This is a genomic window from Acinetobacter sp. ANC 4558, from assembly GCF_002135375.1.
In the GTDB taxonomy this organism is placed as follows: domain Bacteria; phylum Pseudomonadota; class Gammaproteobacteria; order Pseudomonadales; family Moraxellaceae; genus Acinetobacter.
Genome location: NZ_NEGH01000002.1, coordinates 71,350 through 92,805, shown reverse-complemented (window position 1 = coordinate 92,805; position 21,456 = coordinate 71,350). Strand labels below are relative to the sequence as shown.

The 21,456-nt window shown below is 33.2% G+C and carries 16 protein-coding genes; 9 read left to right on the top strand and 7 right to left on the bottom strand.

Going from position 1 to position 21,456, the window contains the following annotated elements; genetic code table 11:
* Positions 1–757: 757 nt before the first annotated feature.
* Positions 758–1,357 carry a LysE family translocator gene (locus B9T31_RS02890; protein WP_086180470.1) on the top strand — a complete coding sequence of 200 codons (600 nt, stop codon included), beginning with the start codon at positions 758–760 and terminating at the stop codon, positions 1,355–1,357.
* A 150-nt stretch (positions 1,358–1,507) separates the two neighbouring features.
* On the opposite strand, the gene B9T31_RS02885 is transcribed toward B9T31_RS02890, so the two are convergent.
* On the bottom strand, positions 1,508–5,017 hold the full coding sequence (locus B9T31_RS02885) for an ESPR-type extended signal peptide-containing protein (RefSeq protein ID WP_086180469.1): 3,510 nt from the start codon (positions 5,015–5,017) through the stop codon (positions 1,508–1,510).
* A gap of 982 nt (positions 5,018–5,999) precedes the next feature.
* On the opposite strand from B9T31_RS02885, the gene B9T31_RS02880 reads away from it, so the two are divergent.
* From B9T31_RS02880 to B9T31_RS02860, 5 genes are all read left to right on the top strand, one after another.
* The gene (locus tag B9T31_RS02880; RefSeq protein ID WP_171264676.1) at positions 6,000–6,506 is read left to right on the top strand and encodes a fimbrial protein; all 507 of its coding nucleotides are present in this window, start codon (positions 6,000–6,002) and stop codon (positions 6,504–6,506) included.
* 74 nt (positions 6,507–6,580) lie between these two features.
* Positions 6,581–7,297 carry a molecular chaperone gene (locus B9T31_RS02875; RefSeq protein ID WP_086180467.1) on the top strand — a complete coding sequence of 239 codons (717 nt, stop codon included), beginning with the start codon at positions 6,581–6,583 and terminating at the stop codon, positions 7,295–7,297.
* Between the two features lie 12 nt (positions 7,298–7,309).
* The gene (locus B9T31_RS02870; protein WP_086180466.1) at positions 7,310–9,871 is read left to right on the top strand and encodes a fimbria/pilus outer membrane usher protein; all 2,562 of its coding nucleotides are present in this window, start codon (positions 7,310–7,312) and stop codon (positions 9,869–9,871) included.
* Positions 9,872–11,167 (top strand): fimbrial protein, encoded by a 1,296-nt coding sequence (locus B9T31_RS02865; RefSeq protein WP_086180465.1) that lies wholly within the window; start codon positions 9,872–9,874, stop codon positions 11,165–11,167.
* A gap of 5 nt (positions 11,168–11,172) precedes the next feature.
* Positions 11,173–11,916, top strand: a complete 744-nt coding sequence (locus B9T31_RS02860) for a molecular chaperone (protein ID WP_086180464.1) — start codon at positions 11,173–11,175, stop codon at positions 11,914–11,916.
* Between the two features lie 76 nt (positions 11,917–11,992).
* On the opposite strand, the gene B9T31_RS02855 is transcribed toward B9T31_RS02860, so the two are convergent.
* The 6 genes from B9T31_RS02855 to yegQ form a co-directional block, all read right to left on the bottom strand.
* A complete protein-coding gene (locus B9T31_RS02855; RefSeq protein WP_086180777.1) occupies positions 11,993–12,505 on the bottom strand; it encodes a tetratricopeptide repeat protein in 513 nt (170 codons plus the stop codon).
* 88 nt (positions 12,506–12,593) lie between these two features.
* Complete coding sequence (locus tag B9T31_RS02850; protein ID WP_086180463.1) at positions 12,594–12,932, bottom strand: DUF3325 domain-containing protein; 339 nt, start codon at positions 12,930–12,932, stop codon at positions 12,594–12,596.
* The gene (locus B9T31_RS02845; protein ID WP_086180462.1) at positions 12,929–14,647 is read right to left on the bottom strand and encodes a PepSY-associated TM helix domain-containing protein; all 1,719 of its coding nucleotides are present in this window, start codon (positions 14,645–14,647) and stop codon (positions 12,929–12,931) included. Before B9T31_RS02845 ends, B9T31_RS02850 begins: the two co-directional genes overlap by 4 nt.
* 1 nt (position 14,648) lies before the next feature.
* Positions 14,649–14,996, bottom strand: coding sequence for a hypothetical protein (locus B9T31_RS02840; protein WP_086180461.1), 348 nt, complete (start codon positions 14,994–14,996; stop codon positions 14,649–14,651).
* Positions 14,997–15,333: 337 nt separating this feature from the next.
* Positions 15,334–15,585 (bottom strand): YfhL family 4Fe-4S dicluster ferredoxin, encoded by a 252-nt coding sequence (locus B9T31_RS02835; RefSeq protein ID WP_086180460.1) that lies wholly within the window; start codon positions 15,583–15,585, stop codon positions 15,334–15,336.
* 15 nt (positions 15,586–15,600) lie between these two features.
* Positions 15,601–17,004 carry a tRNA 5-hydroxyuridine modification protein YegQ gene (gene yegQ, locus B9T31_RS02830; RefSeq protein ID WP_086180459.1) on the bottom strand — a complete coding sequence of 468 codons (1,404 nt, stop codon included), beginning with the start codon at positions 17,002–17,004 and terminating at the stop codon, positions 15,601–15,603.
* A 304-nt stretch (positions 17,005–17,308) separates the two neighbouring features.
* On the opposite strand from yegQ, the gene B9T31_RS02825 reads away from it, so the two are divergent.
* The 3 genes from B9T31_RS02825 (at position 17,309) to B9T31_RS02815 (ending at position 21,456) form a co-directional block, all read left to right on the top strand.
* Entirely contained in the window at positions 17,309–19,513 is a 2,205-nt protein-coding gene (locus B9T31_RS02825; protein WP_086180458.1) for a TonB-dependent receptor family protein, read from the top strand.
* 379 nt (positions 19,514–19,892) lie between these two features.
* On the top strand, positions 19,893–20,738 hold the full coding sequence (locus tag B9T31_RS02820; RefSeq protein ID WP_086180457.1) for a methylated-DNA--[protein]-cysteine S-methyltransferase: 846 nt from the start codon (positions 19,893–19,895) through the stop codon (positions 20,736–20,738).
* The gene (locus B9T31_RS02815) at positions 20,725–21,456 is read left to right on the top strand and encodes a 2OG-Fe(II) oxygenase (protein WP_086180456.1); all 732 of its coding nucleotides are present in this window, start codon (positions 20,725–20,727) and stop codon (positions 21,454–21,456) included. The genes B9T31_RS02820 and B9T31_RS02815 overlap by 14 nt, the downstream gene beginning before the upstream one ends.

Sequence of the window (21,456 nt, the reverse complement as noted above, 5' to 3'; positions counted from 1 at the left end):
AATTCTTATCTTGAAAATTCATTATGAGGTTTAGTAGGGTTATTTTTTAATTTATATAATTATTTTTAATAATCTATGGAATTAGTCATAAAAATGATATCGTATCTATAAATAGCACTAATGCAGGTTTTATAATACTTAGAGAGCTATATCAGTTAAATGGAAAATAAATTTATAAATTATGAAATGATATAAGTTGTTGTTATTTATTCTTATATTGGTTGTTTATTTAATAGTACTATTTTGTGAAATAAAGGGACTAAAAATCAACCCCATATGATTCAAATTATAGTGATATGATTATTCTTTTTTATTATTTTGATTGAATCTTATGTTTTTGTAATTTTTTTAAATTATTTTTGTAGGATAAATATGAATAATTAAATTTTAGTTAAAATCTAATTTTTAAATTGTTAAATAAAAATTACGAGATTTTTAGGTAATCACCGATTAGGTTCAACTTATTTTTATTCAACTTTGGAATATCATATATACGTTCAGATATTCATTTGAAATATCACCAATGATTGAAAAACGAATGATAGATTTTTAGATCATCCATATTGCACATAAGAAAAGATTTTTGCCAAAAAAAGGATATAAATTTTAGATAAAAATCATACATAGCACAAAGACCAATCCATGAATAGTAGATATGCCGATTTCTATTTTTAATCATGAGCAATAATATTGCATAAAAGAATTGCTTTAATATTTTTTTAAAGTATGGTGATTTTTTTGAATGAATTTATGAAACATGACATTAAGTTTATATTTAGCATTTTGTCTGTATGCTGTCGTGACCTCAATTACGCCTGGTCCGAATAATTTTATGGCACTTGCATCAGGAGTTAATTATGGCGCAGCTAAAACTATACCTTTAGTTGCTGGTATATGCTTTGGTTTTACCATCATTTTTATTTTAGTTGCTTTGGGCATTAATACATTATTTATTCAATTTCCTATCTTAATGCCTATTCTAAAATTGATTGGTTGTCTTTATATTCTATATTTATCCTATCTTATTGCTTTCGCAGGTAAATTAAACCCATCTTCTGAAAAAAAAACTAAAGCGCTTGGGTTTTGGAATGGTGCATTTTTTCAATGGATTAACCCTAAATCATGGATTGTTTTGTTAGGTGCAGTGAGTGCGTATATTAAAACCACTACAGCAATGCAAGAAATTTTTTTAATGGGTATCAGCTACGGTTTGATAGGCTTTGTCTGTGTTTTTCTCTGGGCGATCATAGGGGATAAGTTGGCTGATTATTTAAATAAAGGAAATAGAGTCATTATTTTTAATCGAATAATGGGAGGATTGTTAGCCTTGTCATTAATTCCAATTCTAAGTTTATAAAATTTAATTTTTTAAGATGGTGATCATTGAGAGATAAATTAAATTATGTCAGATTGAGTTTTTGATAACATCAAAAAGAACAATATTGATTTTATATTCAATAAAAAATGAGCCTCTTTGGCTCATTTTTATATTTTGATTCATAAATATTTAGAATTTATAATCCACTTTTACTGTAGCTGCGCCACCTTCACGTTTACCAAAATATCCACTCGCCTTAAAGTCCATACTCAAGCGATTATAAGCAGTTGGTTCATAGCGAACTCCGAGTGTGGCAATACCTGTACTTCCTTTAACGGTTGGTTCATCACCTCGAGCAATATCAAAAAACTCATAAGTAGTGCCGCCAGCTTTGGCTTTGAACTCATATTCATAGCCTAACCCTGTCAATAAAGTTAGCTCTGGTTGAAGCTGATAATTATTTTCAGCATTTAGGCGAATACGATGTGAATTTAACTGATTAAAATGCATTTTGTCACCTGCAATGACTAAATTTTGGCTTTCAGTGCCTGACCATAAATATTTCGCACTGAGGTCTAATTCATTTTCATCATTGATGGTGAAGATATATCCTCCTGTTAAGTGGATACCATAGTAGTTACCACTGATATTATAGGATGCTCGTTCTCCTGTTGCAGCATTACGAATATCATCTGTTTCAAATGCAGTATGTAAACGACCAGCGCGGAAAGAGCCATCCATATACCAACCATTAAGGAAATCATAATGACCATATAAACCTGCACCATTAAAACGGTTATGTCCTTTACCTTTCACATCCGGGGCATTGTTATAATCATTATAGGTTTTGTAGCTATCCCAACCATTTTCAAAAAAGATACCCACAATAGATTGATCTTGTTGAAGGCTTAAACCCGCAGTAAATAGACCACCATCAGATTTAATATGTGAGCCAGTATTATAACGAGCGTGATTACCAGAGAAGAGCACAAAAGGAATTAAACCACGTTTATTTTGCTGATCCATTGCACCAAATAAATGATCTGATAAATGATCTGCATTTCGAGTGAGTAGCATGAGCCCTGAAAGATTTCCTTCTAATAAGGCTTCAAGTTGTGGGTTGACGACAGGACCAGGTTCATTATGTCCAGAAGTAATGGTCGCAATGACTTGGTCATTTGCTTGGTCGATACTTGTTTCAACATCATATAGTAAGGAAATACCTTGTTGAGCGACTCCTGTAGAGGTATGACCTTGTCCTAAGCCAGTTAATTGACCTTGATTTGCTTGCATTAAAATAAATTTACTGTCAGTTGAAACAAGTTTTCCAGAATGAATACCGACCACTTTAATATCTGATGCAACTTGAGTGCCATTGCTGATATTCGACTCATTACTTCCTAAGCTAATATGTTTAGCCGTGATCATTGCCGTATTTTTATTTGCAAGTGTTGGGTCTAAGGTAAAGTTATAGTGTTGAAAATTTGCAATTTCGCCAATCGAAATAGGGGTACGGTTCGCATAGTTGAGTGTATTTCCAGTAAATACATCATAGCTTTCTGGCTTGTAATTGTTTTCAGTATTATAAGCCAAATAACCACCATAAATTGTTGCATCGGACTTCGTAAACTGATGATTACCCTCAATTGAAATAATATTATTTGTCGCAAAAGCAGTTGTATTATTCAAATTAGGTGAAATAGTTCCAGCAGAACCATCGGCATTTTCAATTGCTTTATGTTCAAGATTAAAATCTAGATAACCGACATGAATATTGCCATCAATTGTGGAACTGCCAGTCAACTGAATTTCATTGTCTTTAGCAGATAAATTAGTGTTTGTGATTGTTAGCGTAAGATTTGTCGCATTAGAACTGGTGACTCCATCAAGAATTTGTGTTGTCCCAGTCACATCACCTAATTTAATATTCAATCCTGCGTAGCCTGCAGTGATATTGTTGAATTTGTTTTCACTTCCTGAAATTAAAATCTGATTTGAATTTGCATTGAAAGTATTCGCATTTGCTCTAATCCATGCTTTCGTCTCACTTTCGTAAGCAGATGGAGGATCTCCTATCGTTTGAGCAGTTCCTCCCATGATATTACCATAGGTCGTGTGAAGAACAGCATGCCCCGCAGTGATATCATTAAAGGCGTTATGGTTACCGATAATGGATGCCGTATTATTATTTGCATTCAATTTATTGCTCATAAATGACGTTGATGCAGAAGCATTCGCTCGGACAGAAGCTACCGCATTGCCATTAATGGATGTTCCTGCATTGATATCATCACCAAAGTTGAGCTTAGCAGCTGTATAACCAACAGTTAAATCTTTAACCGCGTTATGGTCACCGATAATTGCAACTTTATTTTCGTTTGCAGTAAACGTGCTTTCACCTAAATAGATCGCACTAGAAGCATAGGCAGTAGATGAAGAAAAATTGAAAGTGGCATTGGTTGAATTTGCTTGATTCGCTGTGAGTTCGCCAGAGGTCACATTGGTTGTAGCATGACCTGCCATAATATCTTTAATCGAGTTATGGTTTCCTTCAATGACAATTTCATTTTTATTTGCATTCAGGTGATTATTTTTGGATGTAAGATTAACGAAGGCTTCTGATCGAGCACCAGCAGAAGCAATAGATTCAGCACCTGAGAGATCACCAAACTTAAGATTTATACCTGTATTTCCATTAGTGATATCATTAAATGTATTTTTATGACTTGAAATGGATATGCTATTTTCATTTGCATTCAATACATTTTTTGATGTGTCAGATTGGACAGTCGCATAGGCTGGAGCTCCAGCACTTCCAGCTTGTATTTTTCCATTCGAAATATCAATGCTGGCATAGCCAGCAGCGATATCTGCAAAGTGATTTTGGTCGCTTGAAATGGAAATATTATTTTTATTTGCATTTAAAGTGTTAGATTGAGTTTTCACATCGAAAATAGCGTAAGCACTTATCCCATTTTTATCATGACTATCTGCAATAAGATCACCAGAAGCAATGTTTATCCCAGCATAACCAGCGTAAATACTTCCTTGGACTTCAATTGGATTTTGATTCAATACAGTAACTGTATTATTGTCAGTAGTGATTGATGTTGCATTTATACTGAGCTCATTCACTGCATTATTACATTGTGCTGCTAAATCTGAACAATCAACATTGCCTGTAACAAGCGTTGAATGTGCTAAACCAGCGTAAACATTGCCATGAATATTGCCTTGTTTTAAAGTGACTGTATTATTATTGGAGGATGCTACAGTTTTGTTTATATCAGTTGTTTCATAGCCTACAACAACAAAATCGGGTGCTGTTCCTGACGTATAATCAATCGTAATACTGTTCGTATCCAATAAGCCGTTTGCAGATGTGCTATCTATTAGTTTATCAAAATTTCCATCTAATGTTGTGCTGTTAACCAATTGACTTGCATTGCCTGTATAGGTTGTGGCAAATAGATTGGCACTCAATAATGTTGAAACCAAACCTATAGAAAAAGCCAATGAACTTTTTTTAAGTGAAGTTTCTTGTAGAGATATCAGACATGATTTTTGCTTGTTTTCAATACTTTTACTACGTTTAGAGTCTTTCTGACTTTGGCTTTTATCATGATTGGAAGCTTTTTCAGAAACGACAACAATTTGCCCTGTTTTTTTATTCAATATCGTTTTATACACATGGTTCATACAAGATTCCTTCTGTTTAAATAAAACAATCCTTTTTGATAAAAAAATGATGTTTGTATTTGGGGCTTATCTTATCTTTATGATTAGAAAGTATTTATATGATTATTATTTGATTTTTATTTATGATATATATGTAAATAAATTGTTATTTTTTACATGTTATTTATATTATTTATGTTGGATTTTTATGGTGAAATATATTCTAGTAGAGTGATTAAATGGGAGAACCTTAATGAGAGATTCGATTCTTAACATCACGTAAGTAAAAAATCTAAAAATTTTTAGGATGATGTCTTTCATCAACTGATGAGGATGGTACAGAACTCATTAAAACTTCTACGCTTCGTAATTCAGGTTTATTAGGTACTTATTTAAGTATCACAGTTTAATTATTAGGATTAGCGATTAATCCAATGAATAGATATGATGAAGAGGGAGGTGGTGCACAGTTTTTGGTACAGATTCATCAATTAAAATCAATTTTATCATGACATTTGGTTGTAGTATTTCATCAAAATTTTATGCCAGATTATCCTCAATTTTCATCTGAATAAATAAAATTTCCTATTTTATTTAAATAAAAAACAATAAGGTTTTTTAATTAATCCGATCAGTTTTATTAATTTGTTATTATATTTAATTTTATAAGTTTGAATTTTTGGAATAAGTATTTTAATAAAATTATTGAAGTTTATAAAATAAAAATAATTATTGATATGATTGATTGGATAAAATTTAAAAATAGATTTATTTGAAGATTTTTATATCACCAATAAATTGGGTTGAAATTTTATAACAGATAATAATGTTAAAAAATTGATTAATAATAATTTTTATATAGATTTTGATTAAAATTATAAAAATAATATAATTTTTTATTATTGTCTATCAATTATAAAATTAAATAAAAATAAATATGTTAATTTATATCAAATTTATTTTAAAAAGATTAATTTTAAATCACATGACAAAGAGAAATATGATGAAAAATATATTATTAGTGTTAGTGAGTACATTAGTTTTTAGTTTATCAAGCTTAGTGATGGCAGCACCAACAATTCAATTTTCAGGAGAAGTAAGTACTGAAACATGTGTACCAACAATAAATGGTAATGAAAATGGTACAGTACTTTTAGCTCCTGTGCTTGCATCAATATTTACAGGTACTGTAACAACAGCAGGAAAAACTAATTTTAATATTGGTTTTGCCGGTAGTTGCACATCTGTAAAAGGTATTATATTGGCAGGTTATAGTGTTACTGCTGGTATTTTAGGAAATATAGCATCAGGAACTACAGCTGCAAATAATATCGGATTAGAAATATTAGATTCAAATGGTGTTGCTGTCGTTTTATCTGGTCCAACCAGAATAGCAATTACACCTACCAATAATTCTGCAACTTTGGGTGTACAGTATAAATCTACTGGTACCCCTATTAGAGCTGGTATCGTAAAAGCAACTGCTGAATATACAATTACTTATCAATAATTATTTTAAGGGTTTATTTATAATGAATAAACCCTATTTGATTATTTTTTAATAATATAAAAGTGGAATTATTAATGAAGTTACTTTTTTTTATTTGGCTTAATATTCTTTCTATAACATATTCAGGAGTAACATTAACGGGTACAAGAATAATTTTTAATGAAGGGAAGAAAGAAAAAACAATCTATTTTCAGAGCAAAAGCAAAATTCCAAGCATTGTACAGGTATGGATTGATAAGGGGGATGAAAATTCAACGATTAATAGTCCAGATCAATCTTTTGTAATTACACCCAAAATATTTAAGATGATTGAGTATACAGGTCAATCTGTACGGCTTATTTTTTTAGATACAGATAAAATTCCTTTAAATAAAGAAAGTCTATTTTTTCTTAACTTTATGGAAATACCGATGATTAAAGAAAGTAGTTTGAAAAATAGTCATCTTTATATTTTATTTAAAAATAGAGTTAAAATATTTTATAGACCGAAAGAATTAATTGGAAACTCTGATGAAAGTATAAATAGTCTAATATTTAAAATAGAAAAAAATAATGATAAATATTTGCTAGTTGTTAATAATCCATCTAATTATTATATTAATTTTAATAAAATAGAAGTGGGTAATCAAGATAGTTTTATTTTTGTAAATGATCATAAAATGATTTCACCACAAAGTTCTGAAAAATGGATTATTGATTTCACTATAAATAAAATATCAGAAGTTAGATTTTCAACTATTAATGATTATGGTGCTGTGGTAAATCATGTAAAAAGAATAAGTGAAAAATAGGTATGTTTTGTCATGAATTTTAAAAATAATATAATAACTATTTCATGGTTTTTTTTAATCATACATTTTAAGATTTCATATGCTTATGAGATTAGAAATAATGACCAATATATATTAGATGATTCTCTTTTTAAAGGACAATCAAGTGAAACAATTAAAATATTAAAAAAAATTAGTAATAATGATTATAACTCTGGTTTTTATAATGTTGATATTTATGTAAATGGTGAATATTTAATCCGTAAAGAAGTATACTTTAAAGCTATGAGTGATGACAAAATTCAGCCATGCTTTTCTATGGAGTTAATCAATTCAATGAGAATTAAGTCTGTTTCATTAAAAGAAATAAAAAATAAAAAAGAAAAATGTATATTTTTGACTGATTATATTAATAGTGATATTAAATTTAATTTAAATATATTGAGTATAAATATTTTAATTCCACAAAATCATTTAATTAACTTACCACAAGGATATATAAATCCTGATGTTTGGAATGATGGAGATCGCATTGCATTTTTAAATTATATGACCAATTATTATCATTCTTCAATAAAGCATAATGATATAACTCGAAATCAGAACTCAGGTTTCATATCTTTTAATGGAGGGATGAATTTTGGTAAATGGCAATATAGACAGTATTCTAACCTAAGTTATAGGAATAAAAATGAAGTAAATTGGCAAAATACACGCAGCATTATTACCAGACCGATTGAACAAATTAAAGGTAATCTTCTCTTTGGTCAAACATATACATCGGGGCGATTTTTCTCTGGTCTTCGTTTTATCGGATTTAATTTGAGTTCAGACGATAGAATGTTGCCGCAATCAATGCGTGGTTATGCGCCAACCATTAAAGGGGTCGCAAATACGCATGCAAAAGTTTCAATTTATCAAAATAAGCAAAAAATTTATGAAACCTCTGTTGCTGCAGGTGGATTTACCATTAATGATTTATCTCCTACAAGTTTGAATGGTGATTTATTCGTCCAAATTGAAGAAGCCAACGGAAATATCTCTGAATTTACTGTGCCATTTTCTGCAGTTCCTCAATCCTTAAGACCCAAAGCATTTAAATATAATATTGATGTTGGTAAAACAAACAATATTGGAGAGGACAGTTTTTTTACTGATGGCAGTTTTCAATATGGATTGAATAATAAAACAACTTTAATTTCGGGCTTGCGCTTTGCAGATGGTTATTATGCTGGTCTTTTGGGTACCACTTATACCGATTATTTTGGTGCTCTAGGTTCTACAATGACTTATTCATATGCTGAAAATTTGAATAAAAATGCATTATTGGGTTGGATGTTAAGTTTAAATTACAGTAAAAATTTTACCACAACTCAGACGACCATAAGCTTAGCCGCTTATAAATATTCGACTGAAAATTATCGAGATTTGAATCATGTTTTAGAACAAAGATCTATGAATAAGAAGAATGTAACTGATAACAATCCTCGACATGATCAGCAAAGTTCCCGTTTTGATTTGACCATGAATCAATCCTTTGGTCGTTTTGGAACGCTATTCTTATCTGGTTCTATAACTCAATATCATCATAAGCGTGATGAAAATATTCAGCTACAACTTGGTTACAGCCAATTATTTTATAATCGTATAAATTTAAATATCTCACTCATAAGACAATATTTCAATCTTAATTATGATTTGAATCAAGATAAGAATTTTTTTAATACGAAGAATAAGAAACCTGAAACATCAGTCAGTATTTCATTAAATATTCCATTAAGTTTCAATCGTAAAAGTACGAATCATAACTTAGCTACATCTTATTTAAATAACTCACAAAAGATTCAGTCTTATCAAACGACATTTTCTGGTTTTTTTGGAGATCATAATCCATTCAACTATTACATGGGCGTTAATTATGAGGATCAGTCACATAGAACGATCTTCAATGGCGGCTTAGGAAAAAAGTTTACTGCTGTAAATACTCACATAAATACATCAATTTCAAATCATTATCAGCAACTATCTGGGAATATCCAAGGTGCATTTGCGATTCATTCTGGCGGAATAACATTCGGACACTATCTAAGTGACACTTTTGCTTTAATTGAAGCGAAAGGCGCGTATGGTGCGGAAGTGAATAATTTATCTGGAATCAAAATAGATCACAAAGGATATGCTTTAGTACCTTCATTAACTCCTTATCAATTTAATACAATTTCTTTAAATCCAGTAGGAACATCGTATTTATTAGAGGTTGAAGCATCCAAAGATAAAATTGTGCCTTATGCAGGTGCAACGCTCAAAGTAAAGTTTAATACCAAAATAGGCTATCCAGTCTTGATACAGTCAAGATTTCAATCTGGTGAGTTTATTCCATTTGGTGCAACTGTACGTGATGAAAAAAACGAAATACTGGGTATTGTTGGACAAAATGGACAAATGTATATCAGAACAAATCAAGTACAAGGCATCTTAACTGTAGATTGGGGAGATTCAGCTCAGGAAAAATGCCATGTCAATTACCGAATTCCAAATCAACTCGAAGAGCAACCGATTATTCGATTAACTGAAATATGTGCTGGAGTACAATAAATGAAAATAAGATTATTTCAGGCATCTATTTTTCTGTGTATTTTATTTTCAACCAATATTTTTGCAATCTGTACAAATACGTTCGTTGCTCAAGTTGGGGATGATCGTACAGCATTAATTAAATTTGGCACAGTGAACGTTGCAAGTACATATTTACAACCAGTGGGAACTTTATTAGCAAGTGCGGTGGTGCCATCGACAAACTATACCTTTAACTCAGCAAATGCATCGAGTGTTTTATGGATTTGTGATGAAGTAGATTTACCACTTCTTCAATTTTTAGTTGCAACCAATGGTGACGATCGTGTTGGTGGTTATTGGGATTTAGGTAGAGATGATGGTGTTCCAGATACATTTGCAACCTATTTTCAGTATGTCGGTATTAAGCAAAGTATGAGTGGTGTGACACTCTCTAGATTTTGGAAAGCAGTTCCAGTTAGTTCTTTTTTACGTGCAGGGAATAATAAAATTCATATTCGGTTACAGGATATTCCACCTTTATATGCTGAATTATACCGTATTAGTCGATTAGCACCAACAATTGGATCAGGGAGTAGCTCTTGTGGTGCAACGGCATCCGGTCAAATTGCATCCGGTATTTATAGTTGTCTACAGCCAAACTCATATATTCAATTACGTGGTCCAGGATTGGTAAGCGATAATGTGGGTGAGGATTCTAATATTTTTTTTCGATTTTGGCCTGTCAATAATGGTTTTGGTTATGGGATGCGTAATGTGAATACCTTATTACATGAACCTACATGTGTTGCCAGAAATGTGACACCTTTTGTTTTATTTAAGGCCATGAGTATCAGTGAACTCAATAATAATCAGGTCGCTCAAAGTAATTTTAATGTGTTCATAGAGTGTTCTACAAGTGTCAACTCTGGTACTGCACCAGGACAGACAGCAATTGGTTTTCAGGTGTCAGAAGGAGCACTTACTGCAGCAACTAACTTGGGGCTGGTCAATAGTAATTCTGGTGTTTCAACATTGCTATCCGACCGTTATGGGACTAATAATATTGCCAAAGGTGTTGGAATTTATCTAAGTAATGCTAATACCAATGAAACAATGAACTTTATTAGCCAACCTTATATTGCGTCTGGAGCATTATCTGGATGGTATCCAGTTTTATCAGGAGTTACGGGACGGGGCATAGGCAGTACGGAATCTGGATATACCAATTATGTGCATACATTTACAGCCACACTAAAAAAGCTGACAGGAACGACAGAAACCGTGACAGCAGGACAGGTTAGGTCAACGGCTTATGTTTTAGTTAAGGTGCAGTAGCCAAGATGATCGCTCGCTTACTGATGATTTTTATTTTATGGCAAGCCCATACTACTGTTGCAGGTATTGTAATTAATGGAACACGTATAATTTACAATGAAGGTTTACGTGAACATGCTTTGAAAATAGCAAATGCCAATCTTTATCCTATTCTTTTTCAGCCATGGGTTGATCACGGTGAGGGAAGTCCGAATAAACATGTAGATTCATTTATTATTGTGCCGCCTTTTTTTAAAATGGAAGCCAATGAGATCAATACAATACGAATGATTCATGATGGTTCAGGATTACCTTCAGATCGTGAATCAGTATTTTGGTTAAATTTATATGAGATTCCCTTATTGGACAATAATAGATCGGATCATCATTATTTAAATATGGCAATGAATACACAAATTAAGCTTTTTTTTAGACCTAAAAATTTAAAAAAAATGAATATTGAAGAGATCATACAGCAGGTTAGGACACGAATATTCAGTGATGAAAAAGGAAGTTATGTGATGATCACCAATCCAACGCCTTATCATCTTTCTATATTAGACGTTAAATTAATTGATCAATCATTAAATGTTAAAGCAAAGATAATTCCTAATATAAATACTTTAGTTGCGCCATTTTCATTTAAAAATTATGACCTGAATCGCAAAATTTTAGCATCCGAACTTTTATTAAAGATAAAAATAACACTGATTGATGATTTTGGTCGTATTGTAGACTTTGAGCAATCCATAGATCAAAAAACATATTAAATGTTTTGCATAAGCAAACTAAGATGAAGAGTGATCTTCGTTTGCTTATTTTTGATGAGTTCAGAAATACAAAAAATTAACTAAACTGCTTTGCTTTTAAACTCCAAAAATCAGCTTTTTCTTCATCAATATCTATGCCTAGCCCATGCTCATAAATACAGGCTAAGTCACGCATTGCTTGAATATCACCAAGCTCTGCAGCTTGAGTCACATAGTGAATAGATTTCGTTATATCTTTTTCAACAACATCACCACGACGGTAATATCCAGCAAGCTCTAATGTTGCAGAAGCATGCTTTTGTAAGCTGGCTTGATTTAACCAATAATAAGCAAGCTCAAAATATGTTTTAGCCTCTTCACTATTTTCTTCTTGAACTTCTTTGGCATAAACGGTATAGCCTTCGCCGATCCAATACATGGCTTCTACATATCCATTTTCAGCAGATTTTAACGCCCATTGTTCTGCTAATATATTGTCATCTTCATGTTCACTTTGCATATAAAGTTCAGCCAGATCGAATTGCGCTTTGGCGTGACCTGTAATTGCAAGATTCATGAGTGCAGTAGGAGGAGAAATAGGTTTAGGCATAACATTAAATATAGAATGATAATGTGTATAGAGTAAATCCAAAGTATAAAAAAGCCAATCAATAGATTGGCTTTTAAATAAATGAAAGTTAGAACAAATAGAGAAGACCACTCAGTATCATTATGATCAAGACGACTAAGGCGATGAGTTTAATTTTATGTGCATAATAACTTAAACTTAAACCCACAAATAATGCAGCAAAGGTGAGTACACCTACCCAATAACTCATTCCTGTACTTAATGCTGTAGGTAATACACTGAAAAATAGAGAAACGATGAGTAGAATCCAACCAATAATCGTAACAAGTCTGGTTTGATTTACATTGAGCTCATGTCCAAAAATTTGCTTTTGATGCTTCGACATTGAACTTGCGAGTGAGAAACAGCCTAGCGTTGTAATTGACCAAATGATTAAGAAAAAAATCATACGTCAGACTCCTCTTTTTGCGCATTATTTTTTGCTTTTTTATTTGGAAGGCCTTTATGATTTTTGACTTTGTAAAAAGAATAACCAAAAAGTAGGGCGAGGACCCACATTGCCAAATCAAAGCTTGCAATGACCCATTGCTCATGAGCAATGGTATTCCAAAGAGCTTGACCACCAGTCATAAAATTAACGAACGGCAGTAGAGCGAATGCAACTGTTGCAAAAATGAGGAGTTCAAGCCATGCTTGACGATGCGTTCTAAAGCAGGCATAGATTAAAGTCAATAACCAAACAATAAAGAATGTTCGAATTTCCCATTCTAAGCGCATTTCCATCTGGACTGGAATAAAGCGGTTTGCATAAAAATAAGCTGCACAGGCAATAGGTAAACCAATAATTGCAGCAATATTCATCACTTCAACCAAGCGATAACCGAAAGATTTATAGCCTTGCTTTTGCTGTTGTGGTGCACGTTTAACACACCATAAAATTAAGCCAGTTGCAACCATCAGCGTTCCAACAATACCAGAGAGAAACAATAACCAGCGTAAAGCGAGTTTGACGCCACTTGCCTCATGAAGTGTTGTAATCACATTATAAATAGCCATCGGAATGGATGGATTTTTAAGTTGCATATTTTTATCGGTAATATTTTCACCTGTTAATCCATTAAATTCTAATGTTGCGTAAATATTCCGGAAAGCAACACTTTCACCGTTTAATGCACGAAGTTCAATTTGGGCTTGATTGGTATTGGGTGCAATAATGTTGATATTACTAATCGGATTAGTTCCCCATTCCTTCTGAGTTTCAACGAGAATTGGCGTAATATTGGTCAGTGGTGCAGGTTGCGCTTCCTCTTGTTCATGATCACGGCGACGTTCACCGCGAGCCTCAGTACGTCCTTGAGCGTTTTCAGCATTTGCCGTCCGCCCTCGACGACCTTCTCCTTGATTTGTTTCAGATTGTTTCGTTTGTGTTAACGCACGACTTTGTTCTTGTAAAAAAGCGCCTCTATTTTCATAGATTTGTTCAATACCCCATGGCATTAAGGTAAAGGTGAGGAGGAGTAATCCACTGAACGTAATCATAATGTGAAAAGGTAAGGCAAAAACTGCTGTTGCATTATGTGCATCTAACCAAGATCGTTGACCTTTCCCAGAACGGAAGGTAAAAAAGTCTTTAAAGATTTTTTTATGTGTAATGACACCACTAATAATGGCCACTAGCATGAGAACAGTTGCAATACCGACAATCCAGCGTGCCCAAATTCGTGGCATGCCATATAAATCAAAGTGAAAGCGATATAAGAAACTACCACCACGTGTATCACGGGCTTCTAGAACTTCACCTGTTGCACTGTCTAAGGTAATTCGTGTTCCACCGCGTCTTGAACGCGGGTCTTCACCTTGTTCTCGAATTGTAATTAGTGTTGTATTTTGGCGCGTGTTAGGAAGCTGAATTCTCCAAGCCCCAGCATCAGGATGATGTTCTTGTAGATACTTCAAAGCCACATTGGTTTGATCAATTTGTGAATTTTGAGGAATTGATTGGTGTAATTCTGGTTTCATCCATACTGTAATTTCATTTTGAAAGAAACTTAATGTTCCTGTGAGGAAAATCGCATAGAGCAACCATCCAAGAATTAAACTGGCCCATGTATGTAACCAAGACATAGATTGGCGTGGACCTTCTTGTTTTGCATCTACACGCATTTTAATTTCCTAAAAATTTATAAAGAACATACAAAATGACACTTGGAACAATAATGCCAAGACTTGCTTTTAAAGTTTTATTGACGATGAATACCCAAATAAATGCACATGTCCAAACTGTAAAAGCAATCATGGTTGCGCTCATAGCAGCATTCCCTCGGTAATCTGCAAAATATTGAGCGCACACAACCGCAGATAGCATGGCAAGTACGTAGCCACCAATAAGTGCCAAAGCAAAACGGTATGTAATCATCAAACGATAAGCAAAGAGGGACGTGTGTTGGTCTTTTTTTACGCGTGAAGACGTGATGACCTTTTCAGGATTTAGAGCATTAATTGGGCTATTCATGATGGTCCAAAAAAGATAAGTTGATAAATATGATGTAAATGATAACTATTATTATTTATATTTAATATATTTACAATATGCACATCCAATGTTACATAAATAAAAATTTTAAATAATCTGATAGATAGATTTAACTTTTTAAAAGAAGAGTGATTTATTTTGATCAAATGGTATAAAATGCAGACTAATTGAAATGAAGTGATGCAATTATTTAGAAATAAGTTTTAAAATAAACTGAATTGAACTTATGCATCAAATACATGCGAACGTGAATAGAATAACGAAGAATTAGCTAGATTATTGAAGAATCTAGCTGTTCAGCAATAAAATAATGGTATTATCCAAAAAGCTTAAGACTATTAAACTTTTTAATTAATTGTTCTTTGCTTTCTTGGTGTTCAGGATGTGGAATTATACAGTCAATCGGACAGACTGAAACACAGGTTTGATGATCATAAAACCCAACACATTCGGTACAACGAGCAATATCGATTTCATAAACCTTGGTTCCTTCATAAATCGCATCGTTAGGACATTCAGGTAAACACATATCACAATTAATACATTGTTCTGTAATCAGTAATGCCATGATGTTTCTCTTAATTTAATTCGCTTGGTATGCCAAAGAAGGGGCAGAAATATCTGTTGTTGAATGGGGTAAATTTCGAATTAATAATGCATAACGCATGTCTACATTTGCTGGTACTGGAATATCAACAAGATGACCAGAGCCTTTCGCTTCTGTGATTAGATTGCCTTTTTTGTCTAATATTTCTGTCAATATAAATGTAATATTTCCAGAAGTTGTCATAAGTTCCAAACGATCACCTATGACAAAGCGATTTTTAACATCAACTTTAATATAATCGCCATTTTGTTCTAAAACTTCGCCACAAAATTGTTGATGATCAAAATGTGATGAACCTGTTTCATAATTTTGATATTCGCTATGCACATGACGGCGCAGGAAACCTTCGGTATATCCACGATTGGCAAGCCCTTCGAGTTGGACCATTAATGATGGATCAAATGGTTTTCCTGATTGAGCATCATCAATCGCTTTACGGTAAATTTGCGCAGTACGTGCACAATAAAAATAAGATTTAGTTCGACCTTCAATTTTGAGGGAGTGAATGCCCATTTGCGTTAAACGCTCAACATGTTGAACCGCACGCAAATCTTTTGAGTTCATGAAATAAGTCCCATGCTCATCTTCTTCAGCAGCAAACAGATCTTCTTCATTGCGTTGTAATAATACAGGTTCATCTGTACGGTGCTGTGCCAACATATGTTGTTCATCCAAATCGGATTCTTGATTTTGACAACAGGTTGAGGAACCAATAGATTGAACAGGAATGACATCACCTGTTTCATCTTCTTTTGCAGAATGAATTTTATATTCCCAACGACATGCATTGGTACATGCACCTTGATTGGCATCTCGTTTATTCATATAGCCCGATAACATACAGCGCCCAGAATATGCCATGCAAAGTGCACCATGAACAAACACTTCAATTTCCATCGCTGGGACTTGGTTTTTAATTTCCTCAATTTCATCAATAGATAATTCACGTGATAAAATGACACGAGTTAAACCCATCTTATGCCAGAATTTAACAGTTGCCCAGTTGACTGCATTGGCTTGAACAGATAAATGAATATCAACATGAGGAAAGTATTCACGTACCATCATAATCAATCCAGGATCAGACATAATTAGAGCATTTGGTTGCATCTCAATAATCGGTGTTAAATCACGGATAAAATTTTTTAATTTTGAATTGTGTGGTTGAATGTTGACCACTACATAGAATTTTTTTCCTTGCGCGTGTGCTTCCCCAATGCCAATAGCTAAATTCTCATGATCAAACTCATTATTGCGAACACGTAAACTATAACGTGGTTGTCCTGCATATACAGCATCTGCACCATAAGCAAATGCATAACGCATATTTTTAAGAGAACCAGCAGGAGATAAAAGTTCGGTAACGCGAGTGATATTCATGATGAATAGAAAGGCTTATAAAAAATATGGCATTATTTTAGTGATATCAGATTAAGATTCAACCTAGTAAAATACTCGGAATTTAACCGATGTATAAATTAGAAATTTACTTATATTTCAATATCTAATGTAATGAGAATCATTCCAATAAATAATTAAAAAAATAATGAAGATAACAATATAAAAAATATGGATTTCAAGCGTATCAAAAGAACAGGAAATTTATGAAAAATGGATGCTTATAGAGATTGATATTTTTTATTTTATTAATTAAATTACATTCTCATTTCGTTTATCATTAAGCATGGATCGCATGTCTTCATTTCTCCCAAAACAGTCCCAACAGTTAAAACTTTCTCCGCTTAGTTATGCAATTTTATTGTCATTTTCTTCTTTTACGACGATGACCTATGCCGCTGAGTCTGAACAAGAAACAAATAAATTACCAACGATTACGCTACAAGCTCAAGGGAATTGGTTGGAAGAAGCAGATGCTGAAAAAGTTCATAATTATGCTGGTGCCCGTACAATTATTGATCGTAAAAGATTAAATGAGACAGCTGTAACATCTATCCGTGAAGCATTAAAACAAGTCCCAGGTGTTCAAGCGCAAGAAAGTAATGGAACTGGCGGAAGCGATGTTTCTTTGAATATTGGTGTACGTGGATTAGCATCACGTCTTTCACCACGTTCGACGGTGTTATTAGACGGTATTCCACTTTCGTTTGCACCATATGGTCAACCTCAACTTTCCCTTGCACCTGTTTCAATTGGAAATATTGAATCGATTGATGTTGTGCGTGGAGCAGGCGCAGTTAGATTTGGGCCGCAAAACGTTGGTGGAATTATTAACTTTAGTACACGTGCAATTCCACAAGAATTTAGTGGCTCTATTGGTGTAACTACAGAATTTGCAACACATTCAGATCAATTAAAATATAGTCCAAACTTATTTCTTGGTGGTACTTTAGAGAATGGTTTAGGCTTAGCATTATTATATTCTGGTACAAAAGGGAATGGCTTTAGAGAACACAACAATAAAGTTAATATTGATGATGTGATGTTAAAGTCTAAATATAGCCTTACAGATCAAGATGAAGTTTCATTAAATTTACATCATTATGATGGTCGTGGCGACATGCCAGAAGGTTTGACAGAAGCTCAATATGCCCAAAATCCATTTCAGTCTACACATGAAAAAGATTATTTTTCTGGGCGACGTACAGATGTTTCATTCCGTTATAACCATAAAGATGATGAAAATAATTTTGAATTACTCGGGTATTATATTGATTCATTCCGCACCAGTAATCTTGAAACAGTTTTGGCTTCTGGGAAAAAACGTTTAGATTCTGCACCACGTAGCTATAAGGTATATGCTATTGAGCCGCGTTATTCTCGTGCTTACGAGTTTAATGATATTCAAAGTGAAGTGACAGTTGGATATCGCTTTTTAAAAGAAAATAGCTCGGAAGTTGCAGGACGTACTGACAATTATGGTGCAAATGATCCTGCACTACCATTTTCTCCACGTAGTAGCAGTGAGGGTGGTACGAAGGCACATGCGGTTTATATTGACAACCGTATTGAGCTAGGTCGTTGGACAGTTACACCTGGGGTAAGATTTGAATCAATTTCAACGCATAATCAATTTACAGGTTATGATTCTAAAACTGGTTTGACCAATACCGTTCATCCAAAAATTGATTCTAGTGAGTATTTACCGAGCTTATCGGTGATGTATTCTGTAAATGATCAGTGGAATCTTTTTGCAAATGCTGGTGTTTCATTTGGACCACAGCAATATAGTCAATTGGCACGTTTAGAAGGTGTTATTGCTACAGCAACTACAGATGGTTTACATCCTGAAAAATCGAAAAACTATGAAATTGGCACAAAATATTTAGGACATGGTTTAAATGCAGAATTTACTGTCTTTTATTTAGATTTTGATAAAGAATTATCATTAATTCGCGATGCTAGTAATAATGGAATTTGGACAGATTTAGGTGCAACAAGCCATAAAGGAATTGAAACAGGACTGAATTATGACTTTGGTCAACTTCTAGATGCATTAGAAGGATTAAAGGCTTATGGTAATTATACTTTTACTAAGGCTGTAGCCAAAGCAGGTAAGTTTAAAGATATGGATTTACCATTTTATTCACGTCACGTTGCCAATGTTGGCGTAGGATATACCATTGAGAACTGGACATTAAACGCAGATATGTTTGCACAGTCTAAACAGCGTTCACCAAATATTCCAAATAGTGATGTATATCAAACGATTGGAACACCTGATGGTAAATATGGAGATATGCCAGGTTATTCAACTTATGCGGTTCGAGTTGCATATGATTTTAATTCACATGTGAAGGGCTTGAAAATAGCAGGTGGAATTAAAAATCTCTTAGATAAACAATACTTCACACGTTCAACTGACTCAACGGGTGGAAAATATGTAGGTCAACCTCGTACATTCTACTTGCAAACGTCTTTTGATTTTTAAATCAAAAACCGTATAAATAAGTTAAATTAAAGACGACTCTCTTTACTGACCAAAGTAAAGAGAGTGTAAATTATATATAAATGATTCATGATTTCAATTTTATTCAGTATTTTAATCATGATAAAAATATAAATGTCTAAATCATTTTTTTATTTGTCTTATATTTTTAGTTTTTGAGTATAGTTTTTATTTTTCTTGTTTTTACTCTTGAGGCTATAATAAATAATGACCTCACTTTATTGATTTTATAACTGATAAAAATAGATAAAGTGCGTGTGTTGAATTTTATATTTTAATACAATACGCAAGAATCAGATTTTTATTGATCACACGATTTGTTACTGTTGTTGCTCAGCAGTCGTAAAAGTGAATGTCTCCAATGGTTGAAGAAACAAATTATGCACGTATTGCAAAAGCAATTGAATATATAAATGATAATTTTAAACAGCAACCCAATCTCTCTGAAATTGCAGAACATATTCATTTAAGTGAAGCTCATTTTCAACGTCTTTTTACTGAATGGGCTGGTGTTAGTCCGAAAAAATTCTTGCAATATATCAGTATTGAACATGCAAAAAATATTTTAAAAAATTCGAAAGAAAATAGTATTTTTGATGCCACATATGAAACTGGGCTTTCTAGTACAAGTCGGTTGCATGATTTATTTGTAAAAATAGAAGGGATGACGCCAGCAGAATATAAAAATGGGGGCAAAGCATTACAAATAAATTACGGTTTTTTTAACACCGTGTTTGGAAGGGTGATTATTGCAACGACCACAAAAGGAGTATGTTATATCGCTTTTATTGAAGATGATGAGTTAGCATTTTCACAGCTTTATATACAATTTCCAAAAGCAACATTCATAGAAAAATATGATGACTTACAAGAAAAATCCTTAAAAATATTTCAGTCTGACGTACAGAATTTAGATGAAGTTAAATTGCATTTAAAAGGCACAGAATTTCAGCTGAAAGTTTGGGAAAGTTTGTTAAAAATTCCAATGGGGCAACTGACCACTTATGGCGCCATTGCGCATCATATTGGGAATGATCAAGCATCACGTGCAGTAGGTACAGCAATAGGACGTAATCCAGTCGCATTTTTAATTCCATGTCATCGTGTTATTCAGTCTTCTGGACATTTTGGTGGATATATGTGGGGAGCGGAACGAAAAACAGCAATTATTGGTTGGGAAGGTGGAAATAGATATGCACACCAATAATTTACACACTCTTCTTGATGAAAAACTTAGCTCATTAAATTGGAATGAAATCAGTTTTCAACTTGATCATCACGGTTTTACAGTGCTTGAACATGTATTAACAGAGGAACAGTGTAATGAACTAACGCATGATTATGAAAGAAATTCTTTATACCGTAAAACAGTTAATATGCAGCGTTATAATTTTGGTTTGGGTGAATATAAATATTATGATTATCCTTTACCACATGTGATACAGCAATTACGCCAGCTTGTTTATCCGTATTTAGTCCCAATTGCTAACTCTTGGTTTAATCGATTGAATTTAAATAGAACATTCCCGAATTCTTTACAAGAATTTTTAAGTCAATGTCATGCTCAAGGACAATGCAAGGCGACGCCTTTAATTTTGCAATACCAGCAAAGTGGCTTTAATACACTCCATCAAGATTTATATGGTGATGTCTATTTTCCAATGCAAATGGTCATTTTTCTCAATCAAGCTCATGTGGATTATCAAGGTGGAGAGTTTGTTTTGGTACAACAAATACCACGTGCTCAATCTAAAGCAACTGTGTTACAACCTCAAAAAGGGGATGTTCTCATTTTTGCGACACGTTTTAAAGCTGAAATGGGAGCACGGGGTTATTACCGTAGTAGTATGAAGCATGGGGTAAGCCCATTACATGCAGGTGAACGTTATACACTGGGTATTATTTTTCATGATGCAGAAAATTGA

Excerpts from the sequence above, each read along its gene's own strand:
- B9T31_RS02890 (WP_086180470.1), top strand. The coding sequence starts at position 758 with ATGACATTAAGTTTATATTTAGCATTTTGTCTGTATGCTGTCGTGACC.
- B9T31_RS02885 (WP_086180469.1), bottom strand. The coding sequence starts at position 5,017 with ATGAACCATGTGTATAAAACGATATTGAATAAAAAAACAGGGCAAATT.
- B9T31_RS02880 (WP_171264676.1), top strand. The coding sequence starts at position 6,000 with ATGAAAAATATATTATTAGTGTTAGTGAGTACATTAGTTTTTAGTTTA.
- B9T31_RS02875 (WP_086180467.1), top strand. The coding sequence starts at position 6,581 with ATGAAGTTACTTTTTTTTATTTGGCTTAATATTCTTTCTATAACATAT.
- B9T31_RS02870 (WP_086180466.1), top strand. The coding sequence starts at position 7,310 with ATGAATTTTAAAAATAATATAATAACTATTTCATGGTTTTTTTTAATC.
- B9T31_RS02865 (WP_086180465.1), top strand. The coding sequence starts at position 9,872 with ATGAAAATAAGATTATTTCAGGCATCTATTTTTCTGTGTATTTTATTT.
- B9T31_RS02860 (WP_086180464.1), top strand. The coding sequence starts at position 11,173 with ATGATCGCTCGCTTACTGATGATTTTTATTTTATGGCAAGCCCATACT.
- B9T31_RS02855 (WP_086180777.1), bottom strand. The coding sequence starts at position 12,505 with ATGCCTAAACCTATTTCTCCTCCTACTGCACTCATGAATCTTGCAATT.
- B9T31_RS02850 (WP_086180463.1), bottom strand. The coding sequence starts at position 12,932 with ATGATTTTTTTCTTAATCATTTGGTCAATTACAACGCTAGGCTGTTTC.
- B9T31_RS02845 (WP_086180462.1), bottom strand. The coding sequence starts at position 14,647 with ATGCGTGTAGATGCAAAACAAGAAGGTCCACGCCAATCTATGTCTTGG.
- B9T31_RS02840 (WP_086180461.1), bottom strand. The coding sequence starts at position 14,996 with ATGAATAGCCCAATTAATGCTCTAAATCCTGAAAAGGTCATCACGTCT.
- B9T31_RS02835 (WP_086180460.1), bottom strand. The coding sequence starts at position 15,585 with ATGGCATTACTGATTACAGAACAATGTATTAATTGTGATATGTGTTTA.
- yegQ (WP_086180459.1), bottom strand. The coding sequence starts at position 17,004 with ATGAATATCACTCGCGTTACCGAACTTTTATCTCCTGCTGGTTCTCTT.
- B9T31_RS02825 (WP_086180458.1), top strand. The coding sequence starts at position 17,309 with ATGGATCGCATGTCTTCATTTCTCCCAAAACAGTCCCAACAGTTAAAA.
- B9T31_RS02820 (WP_086180457.1), top strand. The coding sequence starts at position 19,893 with ATGGTTGAAGAAACAAATTATGCACGTATTGCAAAAGCAATTGAATAT.
- B9T31_RS02815 (WP_086180456.1), top strand. The coding sequence starts at position 20,725 with ATGCACACCAATAATTTACACACTCTTCTTGATGAAAAACTTAGCTCA.